The organism is Nonomuraea sp. NPDC050783 (assembly GCF_040802095.1).
Taxonomy (GTDB): Bacteria; Actinomycetota; Actinomycetes; order Streptosporangiales; family Streptosporangiaceae; genus Nonomuraea.
The window spans coordinates 308,044-321,195 of sequence record NZ_JBFAHK010000005.1 but is presented as its reverse complement, the minus strand read 5'-3'; the positions used below and the strand labels follow the sequence as shown (position 1 = coordinate 321,195).

11 protein-coding genes are annotated in these 13,152 nt (G+C 74.0%); 4 read left to right on the top strand and 7 right to left on the bottom strand.

The genetic code is table 11. The features are described 5' to 3' along the window. The first annotated feature begins 42 nt into the window (after positions 1–42). On the top strand, positions 43–516 hold the full coding sequence (locus AB0H75_RS16075; protein WP_367796612.1) for an STAS domain-containing protein: 474 nt from the start codon (positions 43–45) through the stop codon (positions 514–516). Here the strand turns inward: AB0H75_RS16075 and AB0H75_RS16070 are convergent. Next, positions 493–1,899 carry an NAD(P)/FAD-dependent oxidoreductase gene (locus AB0H75_RS16070; protein ID WP_367796610.1) on the bottom strand — a complete coding sequence of 469 codons (1,407 nt, stop codon included), beginning with the start codon at positions 1,897–1,899 and terminating at the stop codon, positions 493–495. The genes AB0H75_RS16075 and AB0H75_RS16070 overlap by 24 nt on opposite strands. A 193-nt stretch (positions 1,900–2,092) precedes the next feature. Here AB0H75_RS16070 and AB0H75_RS16065 point away from each other — a divergent pair, with 193 nt between their 5' ends. Continuing rightward, on the top strand, positions 2,093–3,196 hold the full coding sequence (locus AB0H75_RS16065) for an exo-alpha-sialidase (RefSeq protein ID WP_367796608.1): 1,104 nt from the start codon (positions 2,093–2,095) through the stop codon (positions 3,194–3,196). Here the strand turns inward: AB0H75_RS16065 and AB0H75_RS16060 are convergent. From AB0H75_RS16060 to AB0H75_RS16045, 4 genes are all read right to left on the bottom strand, one after another. Next, positions 3,182–5,050 carry a CheR family methyltransferase gene (locus AB0H75_RS16060; RefSeq protein ID WP_367796606.1) on the bottom strand — a complete coding sequence of 623 codons (1,869 nt, stop codon included), beginning with the start codon at positions 5,048–5,050 and terminating at the stop codon, positions 3,182–3,184. The two genes, AB0H75_RS16065 and AB0H75_RS16060, sit on opposite strands and share 15 nt — an antisense overlap. A gap of 9 nt (positions 5,051–5,059) precedes the next feature. Beyond that, positions 5,060–6,088, bottom strand: coding sequence for a chemotaxis protein CheB (locus tag AB0H75_RS16055; protein ID WP_367796604.1), 1,029 nt, complete (start codon positions 6,086–6,088; stop codon positions 5,060–5,062). Continuing rightward, positions 6,069–6,932 carry an STAS domain-containing protein gene (locus AB0H75_RS16050; RefSeq protein ID WP_367796602.1) on the bottom strand — a complete coding sequence of 288 codons (864 nt, stop codon included), beginning with the start codon at positions 6,930–6,932 and terminating at the stop codon, positions 6,069–6,071. Before AB0H75_RS16050 ends, AB0H75_RS16055 begins: the two co-directional genes overlap by 20 nt. 100 nt (positions 6,933–7,032) lie before the next feature. Beyond that, on the bottom strand, positions 7,033–8,646 hold the full coding sequence (locus tag AB0H75_RS16045; protein ID WP_367796600.1) for an IucA/IucC family protein: 1,614 nt from the start codon (positions 8,644–8,646) through the stop codon (positions 7,033–7,035). Between the two features lie 88 nt (positions 8,647–8,734). On the opposite strand from AB0H75_RS16045, the gene AB0H75_RS16040 reads away from it, so the two are divergent. Both AB0H75_RS16040 and AB0H75_RS16035 read left to right on the top strand, forming a co-directional pair. After that, on the top strand, positions 8,735–10,312 hold the full coding sequence (locus AB0H75_RS16040; RefSeq protein WP_367796598.1) for an IucA/IucC family siderophore biosynthesis protein: 1,578 nt from the start codon (positions 8,735–8,737) through the stop codon (positions 10,310–10,312). Positions 10,313–10,362: 50 nt separating this feature from the next. Further along, positions 10,363–11,193: an alpha/beta fold hydrolase gene (locus AB0H75_RS16035; RefSeq protein ID WP_367796596.1), complete on the top strand. Its 831-nt coding sequence runs from the start codon at positions 10,363–10,365 to the stop codon at positions 11,191–11,193. 9 nt (positions 11,194–11,202) lie between these two features. On the opposite strand, the gene AB0H75_RS16030 is transcribed toward AB0H75_RS16035, so the two are convergent. Together AB0H75_RS16030 and rfaE2 are read right to left on the bottom strand one after the other, a co-directional pair. Beyond that, a complete protein-coding gene (locus AB0H75_RS16030; RefSeq protein WP_367796594.1) occupies positions 11,203–11,712 on the bottom strand; it encodes a hypothetical protein in 510 nt (169 codons plus the stop codon). A gap of 8 nt (positions 11,713–11,720) precedes the next feature. Continuing rightward, complete coding sequence (rfaE2, locus tag AB0H75_RS16025; protein WP_367796592.1) at positions 11,721–13,151, bottom strand: D-glycero-beta-D-manno-heptose 1-phosphate adenylyltransferase; 1,431 nt, start codon at positions 13,149–13,151, stop codon at positions 11,721–11,723. Position 13,152 lies beyond the last annotated feature (1 nt).

The window sequence follows — 13,152 nt, the reverse complement described above, 5'->3', positions numbered from 1 at the left end:
CCGCCGTGCCCTGGGCCATCGCCGGAAAATTGGCGATCACCTGTGATAACGCCGTCCAGAGGGCAGTGGGAAAGGGTGACTGGGAGCGGCCTGCGCATCGAGACGACCCGACATCTTCAGTGCACGGTCATGCGCGCCAGCGGCCGGCTCGACCATCCCGGACGGGTTCGCTTCAGCGCCTGCGTCAACGCCGTCTGGGGCTGGTCGGCCGGTCCGGTCCTCGTGTTCGACCTCGCCGAGCTGGACTTCTACGACGCCTCCGTCATCGGGGTGCTGGCGATGGCGATGCAGCGCATGGAGGAGGAGCGGGCCGGCGGCCGGATCATCCTGGTCCGGCCCTCGGACCACCTGCTGACCGTGCTGCGGCTGACGGACCTGCTGTCACGTGTGGAGCTGCGTGACAGCGTCGAGGAGACCGTGGCCGAGCTGACGCTGGAGCGCGGACCCAGCGGCTCCGCGCCCCCCAGGGCCGGCCCCGCGGGGGCCCGCCCCCTACAGTCCATACGCCTCCAGTAGGCGCAACCACACCTCGCTGACCGTCGGGAACGACGGCACGGCGTGCCAGAGCCGATCGAGCGGCACCTCGGCGGTGACCGCGATCGTGGCCGCGTGCAGCAGCTCGCCCACGCCCGGCCCGGCGAACGTCACGCCGAGCAGCACCTTCCTGTCCTCGTCCACGACGGCCCTGGCCCTGCCCCGGTAGCCGTCGCCCAGCAGGTAGGCCCCGGTCACCGAGCCGAGGTCGTAGTCGACCACCCGCACCCGGAAGCCCTCCTGCCTGGCCGCCGCCTCGGTGCGGCCGACCGCGCAGACCTGCGGGTCGGTGAAGACCACCTGCGGCGCGCCGTAACCGCCCGCCAGGTCGCGCATGGCGGGCAGCTCGTCGCCGCGGGCCCGCGCCGCGATCACGTCGCCGCAGATCCGCGCCTGGTACTTGCCCATGTGGGTGAGCAGCGCCCGCCCGTTGACGTCGCCCACCGCGTACAGCCAGCCGCCGGGCACGCCGGTCGCGCGCATGCTGTCGTCCACCTCGACGTAGTCGCCGTCGGCCAGGCCCACCGAGGAGAGCCCCAGCTCGCCCGTGGCGGGCCGGCGGCCGGTGGCCACCAGCAGCTCGTCGGCCTCCAGCGGCGGCCCGTCGGACAGGTGGACGGTCACCTTGCCGCCCGGCTCGGGCCGCTCCACCCGCACCACCTCGGCGCGGGTGCGCACCTCGATGCCGGCTTCGGCGAACGACTCGGCCAGCAGCTCGCCCGCGAACGGCTCCATGCGGTCCAGCAGCCCGTCGCCGCGCACGAGCAGCGTCGTCTGGCGGGCGCCCAGCCCGTGCATCGCCTGCGCCATCTCACAGGCGACCACGCCGCCGCCGAGCACGGCCAGGCGCCCGGGGATCGCGGTGGCCGCCGTCACCTCGTGGCTGGTCCACGGCTCGGCCTCGGCCAGCCCGGGGACCGGCGGCACCGCCGCCGTGCTGCCGGTGGCCAGCACCACGGCCTGGCGGGCGGTCAGCACCCGCTCGCCGCCGTCCTCCAGCGCCACCAGGACCCGCCTGGGGCCGTCGAGCCGGCCCCGGCCGCGGACGTACGTGGCCGGCACGCCCTCGATCCAGCGCACCTGGCCGCCCTCGTCGTAGTGCGAGACGGCCTCGTCGCGCCGCGCCAGCACGGCCGCCACGTCGATCTCGCCGAGCGACAGGCCGGGCACCCGGCTCACCTCGCCGGCGAGGTCCACCGGCCGCAGCAGCGCCTTGCTCGGCACGCACGCCCAGTAGGAGCACTCGCCGCCGGCCAGCCGCTCCTCCACGATCGCGGCGGTCAGGCCGCCCCGCACGGCCCGGTCGGCGACGTTCTCGCCGGCGGGACCGGCGCCGATCACGATCACGTCGAACTCGTCAGCCACCCCGGCCTCCCCATGCACTCGGTTCCTCACCGCACTCTTTCACGCCCGTCCCCTCCCCGGGCCACCGGCCTCGCGGGGCGGCGCGGCGGGGCGGCGCGGCGGGGCGGGGGCCGCCTGCCGGGGGGCCGGGAGTTCGGCCGCGGGTCGGGCGGGCTTCGGGAAGCGTTCACCGGAGGGCCGTAGCGTGCCCGGCATGGCCGAGTCCTTTCCGACGTCGCTGCCGTACCGGCGGGCGAGCGAGGGTTATCACACGTTCCGGATCCCCGCCGCGGTGGCGACGCGGGCGGGCACGGTGCTGGCGTTCGCCGAGGGGCGGCGCGGCTCGGCCGGCGACTCCGGCCACATCGACCTGGTGCTCAAGCGGTCGGAGGACGGCGGCCGCACCTGGGGCCCGCTCCAGGTCGTCGCCACCGAGCCGGACGGCGGCACCGCCGGGAACCCGGCGCCGGTCGTGCTGTCCGACGGCCGGATCCTGCTGGTCCACGTCCGGCAGGGCCCGGGGGCCACGGAGGAGAAGATCCGCCGCGGCCAGGTGCCCGCCGCCGCGGGACGCCGGGTGTTCACTCAGGTCAGCGAGGACGACGGGGTCACCTGGACGACGCCCCGCGAGATCACCGACCAGGTGAAGAAGCCGGAGTGGCGCTGGTACGCCACCACTCCCGGGCACGCGATCGAGCTGCGCGAGGGCCCGTACGCCGGCCGTGTCGTGGTGCCCGCCAACCACTCCCTGCCGCCCGCCGGAGGGGACGACGGCACCGAGGGCGCCTACAACGGCGGCCACGCCCTGCTCAGCGACGACGGCGGCCGGACCTGGCGCATCGGCTACGTGGACGACAACCCCGACGGCTACGTCAACGTCAACGAGACCACGGCCGCCGAGCTGCCCGGCGGCCGGCTCTACCTCAACACCCGCACCGACTCCACGGCTCCTGGCACCCGCGCCGACGCCTGCTCCGCCGACGGCGGCCAGACGCTGGAGCTGCCCTTCCGCCCACAGGCCGGGCTGGTGGGCCCGGTGGTGGAGGGCAGCCTGCTGTGGTGCGAGCCGCCCGGCGTGCTGCTCTTCTCCGGCCCGGCGGCCCCTGACGCGCGGGCGCTGATGACCGTGCGGGCCAGCTTCGACCACGGCGTCACCTGGCGGGTCGCCCACACCGTCTCCGGGCTGCCGGCCGCCTACTCCGACCTGGTCCGGCTGGACGCCGGCACGGTGGGGCTGCTGTTCGAGACCGGCGACTTCGGGCCGTACGAGAGCATCGCCTTCCGCCGGATCCCGCTCGCCGGGCTAGCGCTCGGATGAGACGTCGGCGTTGATCAGGTTCATGACCATGATCAGCCCGTGCGTGTTGTCGTCCTCGGCGCGCAGGTGGGACACCTGGACCGAGAGCGCCGCCGGCCGCCCCCTGCGGTTGACCGCGTCGAGCACCAGCCCCTCGACCTCCTCGGGCGGCTTGGCGCCGTCGCTGAGCGCCGCCTGCAACCGCGGGGCGAGCACGTCCAGCGGCAGGCCGATGTCGAGCGCCGCCAGGTTCTTGCCCACGGCCTCGTCGGAGCGCACGCCCCACAGGTCCTCGGCCCCCGGACTCCAGACGATCACCCGGAGCTGGTCGTCCAGCACCACCACCGCGTCGCCCAGGCTGCGCACCACGGAGGAGACGAACCGGTTGACCTCGTCCAGCTCGATCGTGCGGGCGGTCAGGGCGTCGTTGATCTGCTGCAGCTCGTCGTTGGTGGACTGGAGCTCCTCGTTCATGGTCTCCAGCTCCTCGTTGGTGGACTGGAGCTCCTCGTTGGTGGTCTCCAGCTCCTCGTTGGTGGACTGGAGCTCCTCGTTGGTGGTCTCCAGCTCCTCGTTGAGGGATTGCAGCTCCTCGTAGGCCTGTTCGAGCTGCCGGTTGGCCTCCTCCAGCTCGTCGCGCAGCTTGCGGTAGCGGGTGACGTCGTTGAAGTGGATGCTGATCCCCACCAGGTTCCCGGAAGCCAGGAGCGGCACCACGGAGACGTCGAAGACGTTGTCCTCGGGGACGCCGGGACGGTGCCAGCCCACCTCCTGCAGCTCGACCGTACGCAGGTCGTGACGGGCCTGCTCGATGACCGAGCGCAGCTCGACTGGCCGGTAGGACACCTCCAGGTCCTGGAACGGGCGGCCGACGTCGCGCGGATTGAGGTTGAACAGGGCCTCGGCCTTGGCGTTGGCCAGGGCGAGGTTGCCCGTCAGGTCGAGCACGATCTGCGCCACCGGCCCCGAGGCGAGCGCCACGGACGCCAGCGTGGGCAGGCGCGCGGCCAGGTCGGAGGCGGTGCCGACCACCGACCAGGTCGCCCGGTTGCTCTGATTGACCGGCTTGATCTTCCTGAACAACCTCATTCGCAGGTCCACGGGCTCGAACTTGTCGCTGTGGTTGAGCAGCATCTCGGCCTTGCCCAGGAACAGGAAGCCCGGGTCGGCCAGCGCGAAGTGGAATCGCCGGATGATGTTGAGCTGCATCTCGGTGTTGAAGTACATCAGCGTGTTGCGGGCCAGCAGCAGGTCCACGCGCGAGATGGGGGCGTCGCGGGTCAGGTCGTTGCGGCCGAAGATCAGCTGGCGGCGCAGGTCGCGGCGGAAGGTGAACCCGCCCTCGGCCGGCTCGAAGTAGGTCTCCCGCAGGTCGAGGGGGACCTCGGCGAGCGAGCGGTCGGTGTAGACGCCCGTCCGCGCCGCCTGGAGCGCCTTCTCGTCGAGGTCGGTGCCGTAGATCTTGACGCGCTCGCGGAAGGAGTCGAGGCCCAGCTCCTCGGCCAGCACCATGGCGACGGTGTAGGCCTCCTCGCCGGTGGCGCAGCCCGCGCTCCACACCCGGATGGGCTGGCCGGTGTCCTTGTATTCCAGCAGGGCGGGGATGACGGTCTCGCGCAGGCGCTGCCAGGCGGCGGCGTCGCGGAAGAAGCTCGTCACGTTGATCAGCAGGCTGTCGAACAGCCTGCCGTACTCGTCCGACTGGAGCTCCAGATAGTCGCGGTACTCGCTGTAGGTGTGCAGCTTCAGCGCCTCCAGCCGCCGGGCGATCCGGCGGATGAGGGTGTTCCGCTTGTATCCGGTGAAGTCGAAGCCCCGGGTCTCCTTCAGCAGGAGGAGGAGATCGTCGAACTCGCGCTCTTCCTCAGGTGTCACGGCGCCAGCCTACGCCGACTCGCCGCGCTCGGCCCCCGCGGGAGCCTCGGCCCCACGGCCGATGCCGCTCTGCAGCGCCCGCAGCGTCTCCAGGGCTTCCCGGGTGCGTTCCTCCTCCTCCCGGAAGTACTGCAAGGACAGGGTCTGCTTGCGCTCCTCCGCCGAGCGGCACATGCGCTGCAGCATCTGCACCCGTTCCTCCAGCCGCTGGACGGCCACCCACAGGGCCCGCTCCACCGCGTTCGACTGCGCGTCGACCATGCTGTAGCGCGACCAGGCGTGGCCCACCCGGCAGATGTAGCGGATGTTGCGCTCGCTCTGCTGCTCGTAGATGGGGCCGTTGCAGGTGGGGCAGCTGAAGCCGATCAGCTCGCCGTCCGGGTCGCCGAGCGCGGGAGACTCCCGCAACAGCAGGTCGATCTCGCGTTCCAGGTCGTCGTCGGGCATCGGGTCCTCCCCCCTCACAGGAGTACGGCTCTGCTGCTCGATCCAGGCGGTGAGCTTGCGCACGGGCAGTTCCTCGGCTTCGGGCACCGCGGCGAGGGCGGCGCTCGGCATGCCGGTGAAGGCGCACTCCCCGACGCTCTGGACGGCGACCGCGCCGCCCCTCCGGTGGACGGCCTCGCTGCCCTTGGCCCCGTCGTCGAGGGTGCCGCTCAGCACGACGGCGGCGACGCGCGGGCCGGCGTCGAGCGCGGCGCTCATGAACAGCGGATCGGCGGCCGGGCGGTGCCCGTTGTGCTGCGGGCCCCGGGAAAGGCGGACCTTGCCGTCGCTGACCAGGAGGTGGTGGTCGGGGCGGGCGACGTAGACGCGGCCCGGCCGGATCTCCTCCCCGTCCACGGCGGGGGCGGCGGGCAGCTCGCCGGCCCTGTCGAGGATGCCGGCCAGCACGCTGTTGCCCTGGGCCGGGACGTGCAGGACCACGAGCACGGCGGCGGGCAGGCCGGCGGGCAGGCCGGCCAGGAGAGTACGCAGCGGTTCGACGCCGCCGGCGCTGGCGGCGACGACCACGATGTCACGTCCGGGTGTCCGCATCCCTCTTTCCCTGTCCCAGAACGGCCGTCGTATGCCTGTCGGCGGAACTTTCCGGCGCCGTCGCCGGGGCGGCGGGTGCGACGATCGGCGCGCCCCGCGTGGCCGGTCCTGTGGCCGGTCCCGTGGCCGATCCCGTGGCCGGTCCCGTGGCGGGCCCTCTCACGGCCGACTGGATCGTCGTGCGGTTGTTGCGCAGGGCCGCCAGGCTGGCGGCGCAGCGCTCGCGGGCCGACACCAGCAGGAGGCAGGACTCGGCGGCCTCCATGAGCTGGCGGGTCATCGTGTAGCGCTGGCGCAGGGTCTGCTCGCGCAGGTGGCGGGACTGGTCCATGACCAGGGACAGCGGAAGGACCACTGGCCCGGGGCGCTGCTGGCGCCGCTGGCGGAGCCGCTCGCGGACGCTGTCGCTGAGCGGGGCGGTGCGCACGTTGCGCAGGCGGGGCATGTGCCGGGGGACGGGCACGGGCGGCTTGGACACCTCGTAGACGTCCACGTCGGTGTCCGCCAGTGCCTCCGGCATGGTCGCGTACACCGGGATCGCCGGTTGGGCCTGCTCGGCCATGAGCGAGATGAGCCGCCGCAGCGGCGGCTTGGCCTCGGCCACCGCCAGGTGACCGCCCCTCGCCTGCATGGCGCGATGGGTGGCCGCGAGCTGCTCCAGCCCGTTGAGGTCGCAGAACCAGAGGTCGGCGGCCGCGATGACGACGTACTTGACCAGGGACTGCGGCAGCGGGTCCAGGAAGGCGGCCAGGACGGGCCTGGTCGTCGAATCCAGCTCTCCTGTGAGGGCCACCACCAGAGTCGTCTCCCCGACGGGGACGAGCCGTACTGACAGTTGCATCATCGGACAGTCTCCTCAATCCGTGTGCTCCGAGGGGCGCGGTGCAGACACGGCTCCAGGCCATAGTCCCTCTTTACGCGGCCCAGAGCTAGACGATTCGCAGTCAGTCCGTCGCGGACCGCAGGGGATTCGGCACCTTCATCCAATTGTCGCCTGATGGCGCGCCCTCCAGCTGCGCCAGCAGGTGTGCTTTCATCGCGATGCGCGGAGCGAAGAACGCCGAGCGGTCGGCCCGTACGTCCGGGTTGCAAGGTAGCTCATCGAACGCCTCCTGCGCGGCGTCGCGTACGATCCGCCACATATACCCCTCCAGGCGGTCATCACCGCCGGAGAAACCGGCGATCAGGCTGCCGAACGTGGTGCCGATCAGCGAGCCGAACAGCTTGGCGTGCAGCACCCCGGGATCGTCGTGCAGCAGCCGGGCGGCGACCGGCGGGACCTCGGTGCCGTGCCGGGCCAGCCGGGCGGGGCTGAGCCGGACGTCGGCCAGGTCGCGGTAGGCCAGCCGGGCGGGCAGGCCCCGGCCGTCCAGCACGACCAGGAGGTTCTGGCCGTGCGCCTCCAGCGCCACGCCGAGGGAGAGCAGGCGCAGCACGCCGGGCAGCGCGATCCGGGCGAAGGCCGCGAGCCAGGTGTCCGGGCCGCCCGCCGCGGCGGCGGTCGCGGCCGTCACGGCGGACACGGGCAGCACGGTCGCCCGCCCGGCGAAGGCCCGCGTGGGCTCCCGCAGCATGACCGACACGTCGGCGCTGAACTCGCCCTTGGCGGTCGCGGCGGCCCCGGCCAGGTAGCGGATCATGCGCGGGCCGCGCGCGCGGCGGGACAGGCCGGTGAGGAGGTCCGACAGCAGCACGCAGTCGTGGATCGAGCCGGGGGAGATGTCCCGGACGGCCGAGGTCATCCGGGTGCTGAACGCCGTCTTGAGATGCGGGCCGCCGTCCAGCGGAGCGAGGGTGCGCACGGACATCAGCGGCCGGGCCGGGATCGCCCCCCGCGCGTACGGCCGCATGCCGAGGTCGGGCAGCACGTGCTCGCTCTGCCAGGGGTGCACGGGCAGCAGCAGCCGCTCGCCGTCGGTCAGCGAGGCCGGCCACGGGCCCGAGACCAGGCAGTCGGCGGCGGGGACGGCGACCAGGTCCAGGGCGACGACCGGGCGGTGCTCGGGCATGTAGGCGAGCTGCTCGGCCACCGACACTCCCGGGCGGTTGCGGCAGCACGGATGGTAGGGGTGCCCGTCCACGACGCCCTGCTCGTGGTCCTCCGGGGTGCGGGGGGCGAGCGGGCGGGCGTTCGCGCGGGACAGCGCCAGGGAGGCGACGCTGTTGTCCAGGTCCTCGGCCAGCCGGCCGGAGCCGGGCAGGCCGAGCGCGGCCAGCAGGTCGGCGGGCCGCGCGTACGGCCGCCCGCCCGGCGATCCGGGCGGCTGCCCGTTGGGCCGCCCGCCCGGCTGCTCGTCGGGCCGCTCGTCCAGCAGCACGGCGGGCACCTCGCCGAGGTCGTGGAGCCGTCGCTCCGGGCCGCGCGCCCGCCGTCCGTCGGCCAGCACCACGAGGCCCTCGTCCGGGCGGGCGGAGGCGACGCCGGGCAGCGGCTCGTGCAGCAGGCCGCGCCACAGGCGGCCCAGCACGGCGGCGCGCGCGCCGGGCACGGCGGCGGCGTAGGCCGCCGACAGGTCGGGACGCACGACGGCGAGCTGAGCCGCGAACTCCCGCTCCATCCGCCCCTCATTCCCTTCGATAATCATGAACATCCTGGTTGGCTAGCCTGTAGGTATTAACAGGGACAAACGGTAGGAGAAGGTCACCATGCCATCCACAGACGGTCTCCTGCCGCCCGGCGGGCCGGAGCCCGAGACCCTGGCGAGCGCCACCGCCCTCACGGTGACGGCACTGCTCAACTGCCTGGTCAGGGAGATCGCCCGCCCCGGCCCCGAGCCGGAGACGTACGAGCTGCCCGCGACCGGCCGCGTGCTGCGCGCCACCGGCCGCCGCTTCCCGGGCGACCCCGCCCTCCGCACCCCGGACGGCTGGCGCCCGCTCCCGCTGGACGGCCTGATCGAGCTCGCCGCGGCCGAGCTGCGCGCCCGCACGGGGATGGACAACGACACCCTGCCCGCCGAGATCCGCCACAGCCGCGACGTGGCCGCGGTGCTGCTGGCCGCCCGGCGGGCCACGGAGCCGCCGGCCGACCTCTACCTGCGCTCGGAGCAGGCCCTCGTCGCCGGTCACCGCTACCATCCCGCGCCCAAGGCCCGGGGCGGCGGCGGCCCGGAGGAGTGGCTGCGGTACTCGCCCGAGGTCCGCGCGCGCTTCCCCCTGCGGCTGCTGGGCGTGCCCGCCGACCTCCTCGTCGAGGAGGGCGACCCGGCCGCGCTCGACGTGCTGGCCCCGGCCGCGCGCGCCGGCGGCCTGGTGCCGCTGCCCGCCCACCCCTGGCAGGTGGAGCTGCTCGGCGGCCTGCGCGGCGGGCGGCTGCGCCACCTCGGCGACACCGCGGACGAGGCCGTGGCCACGTCGTCCGTCCGCACCGTGTACCTGCCGGGGCCCGACCTGTTCTGCAAGTTCAGCCTGGACGTGCGGATCACCAACGACGTGCGCCGCCTGTGGCTGCGCGACCTGCGCCGCCTGAGCGAGATCGCCGACCTGGTGGACGGGGCCTTCGAGGACCTGGCCGAGCACCTCCCGCGGCCCGCCGTGCTGCGCGACCGCGGCTACCGCGCCGCCGAGCTGGACGGCGACGGCGGCGAGGCGCTGGCGGTGATCGTCCGGGACGGGCTGCGCCGGCACCTGCGGCCCGGGCTGACCGCGGTGCACGCGGCGGGGATCAGCGAGGGTTTCCCCGGCAACCCGCTGGACGGCCTGGACGACGACACGGCCCTGCTGTGGTGGGAGCGCTACCTGGAGCACGTGGTGCCGCCGGTCCTGCACGCGTACCTGCGGCACGGGGTCGTGCTCGAATGCCACCTGCAGAACGTGCTGGTCGGCGTGGACGGGCGCGGCCTGCCCGCACAGGCGATCTTCCGCGACCACGAGGGCGTGCGCGTCCTGGCCGAGCGCCGCCCCGGGCTGCCCGGCGCGGCCTCGGTGAGCCGGGCCTACGCTTGGGAGCGGCTGGTCTACTGCCTGGTGGTCAACAACCTGGTGGAGATCGCCGGTGCCGTGACCGAGCGCCATCCCCTGCTGCGGGACGAGCTGTGGGCGCGGGCGAGGGCGGTGTTCAAGGACGCCGGGCGGGATCACGCCGACCCGGAGGAGCTGCGGGCGCTGCTGTCAGGACCTCACGTCCCGGCCAAGGCCAACCTGCTGCTGCGCTGGTCGGACGCCGAGGGGGAGGCGATGCGCTGCGTGCCCGTACCTAATCCGTTGAGATTCTTTACGCCCTAAGCTATCCTCCTCACCGTAATAATTTACGGTGTAATGAGATGGAGGAAGGCATGGCCGAAGCGATCCTGCACGACGGCAGCGCCATCGAGGTGGAGGTGCGCGGCTCGGGGCCGGTCGTGCTGCTGCCCGTCGATCCGCGCCCGGTCGAGGGCGAGCAGGCGGAGGAGATGCGCAAGTGGGGCGCCGACCCGGCACTGGGCCGCAACCTCATCGACGGGCTCGGCGACGCCTTCCGCGTCGCCGCCTTCGACTACACCGGCCACGTCATGGCCGCCCCCAAACCGGACACCCTCACTCCGGACAACGTGGCCGCCGACCTGCTCGCCGTGGCCGACGCCGCCGGGGCCGGCCGGTTCGCCTACTACGGCTACTCGTGGCTGGCGCTCAGCGGCCTGCAGCTCGCGCTGCGCACCGACCGGCTCTCGGCGCTGGTCATGGGCGGGTACCCGCCCTACGACGGGCCGTACGCCGAGATGCTCAAGGTCACCGCGGCCACCCACGAGAAGTCGCTCGCCCCGCCCCCGCCCTCGGACCGGCCGGTCGAGCCCGGCGACTGGTCGTCGGTCCAGAACGTCCCCGGCGAGGCGCAGGCGCGGCAGTTCGTCACGCTCTACCGGGCGTTGCAGGGCTTCGACGACAAGGCCGTCACCCTGACCTGCCCGCGCCTGTGCTTCGCCGGGTCGGCCGACGAGATCGTCTACGCCGAGGAGTGGGGCGGCACGCGGGTCGACATCGGCGGGCCGCTGGTGCGGCACCGGGCCGAGCTGGAGGCACGCGGCTGGGACGTCGTCGTGCTCGACGGGCTCGACCACATGGGGGCCATGCGGCCCGAGAACGTCCTGCCGGTCCTGCGGCCGTGGCTGGAGCGCACCCTGCTGTAGGGGGTGGGCCTACCGGTCCTCGTGCGGCCAGGGGGAGGCGCCGACCACCGAGCCGTACAGCAGGTGGTCGGCCAGCAGGGCCAGGCGCTCGCCGGTCGACCTCGGCTGCGACAGGCCCAGGGCGGGCGCCAGGCCCCGCTCGAACGCCTCCCAGAACAGCAGCCCGTACAGGGGGCCCGCCCACGGCTGCCGGCGCACCGCCCGCGGCAGCAGGCCGTAGAGGGCGCCGCCGGCCGCCCCGTACGTCCAGTGCACCATCTCCACCAGAGCGGGCCGGCGCTCCTTGGGCAGGCGGCGCAGCATCTCGGGCGCGGTGCGCTCCAGCACGGCCTCCGGCGGCGTCTCCGACACCAGCCCGATCGTGGTGGTGACCCGCCGCAGGCCGGACATGGCCATCGACGCGATCACGCCGCGCGCCGCGGCGCGCGTCACCGGCCGGCGCCTGGACCCGCGTCCCGGCTTCTCCTCGGCGTCCGTGGCGGACGTCCCGGCGGGGGTGGTCGTGGCCTGGTTCCTCATGGTGCTCCTCACGCGTTCTCAGGAAGGGATCTCATGCGGCCGATGATGGCCGTCGTGGAGCGGTCGGGCAGGTAGTCGAGCACCCGCACCTCGCCGCCCATCGCCCGGACGAGCGGCGCCTCGGGCAACATCTCCGGCGTGTAATCGCCGCCCTTGACGTACAGCTCGGGGCGGATCATCCGCAGCAGCCGCTCGGGGGTGTCCTCGTCGAACTCGACCACGTAGTCCACGTCGTTGAGCGCGGCCAGCACCGACATGCGGTCCTCGCACGGGTTGACCGGCCGCCCCGGGCCCTTGAGGCGGGCCACGCCGGCGTCGCTGTTGACTGCCACCACCAGCACGTCGCCGAGCCGCGCCGCCTGCTCCAGATAGGTGACGTGGCCGCGGTGCAGCACGTCGAAGCAGCCGTTGGTGAACACCACCCGCTCGCCCCCGCGCCGGTGCTCGTCCAGGAGCTGGGCCAGGCGCTCGGGCGTCTGCACCGCGCCCTCGCGGCGCCGCAGCGCCCGCAGCAGGTCGTGGCGGGTGCACACGGCCGTGCCCGGGCGGCGCACCACCACCCCGGCGGCGGCCTGCCCGGCCTCCGCCGCCTCCTCCGGCGCGGCCCCGTCCGCCAGCCACAGCGCGAAGGCGGCGGTGTAGGTGTCGCCCGCGCCCGTCGCCATGTGCTGCGGCGCGGGCCGGGCATAGGTCCGGTACGGCGGCAGCCCCGGCCGGTGCAGCAGCGTGCCCTCGCCGTCGAGCGTGGTCACCACCATGTCCGCGCCGGTCAGCTCCAGCACCCGGTCGCTGCGCGCCACCAGGTACGCCAGCCGGTCCAGCTCCCCGCCCTCCTCGGCGAGCAGCCGCACGACCTCGGCGTAGTTCGGCAGCACGGCGGTCGGCCGGCTCTCCCGCCAGGGGGCCACGGCGTGCGCGTCCACCACCAGCAGGGGCAGCCCGGCCAGCGCGGCGCGTACCGACGGGGTGCACACGCCGCCCGCGTAGTCGCAGGCCACGACCACGTCGGCGGCCGGCGCGGCGGCCTCGATGCGGCGCAGCAGCTCGCGCTCGGCCGTCTCGGGCAGGGGGTCCGGGTCCTCGTCGTCGAAGCGGGCGGTGAGCTGGCCGTCGGTGACCAGCCGCCGCTTGTGCGACGTGCGCCGCCCCGGCACGGTCAGCAGGTCCGGCTCGACGCCGAGCAGGCTCAGCGCCTGCCGCAGCTCCCCGCCGGGCTCGTCGTCGCCGGCCACGCCGATCAGGCGGACGCGGGCGCCGAGCGCGACCAGGTTGGCGGCGGTGTTGGCGGCGCCGCCCGGGGCGTTCTCGGTGGCCTCCAGGCTCATCACGGGCACCGGCGCCTCCTGCGCCAGCCGTTTGGCCGAGCCGTGCAGCCAGGAGTCGAGCATGACATCACCGACGACCACGGCGTCGATGACCTTCCCGTCAGAGGTGCCCATG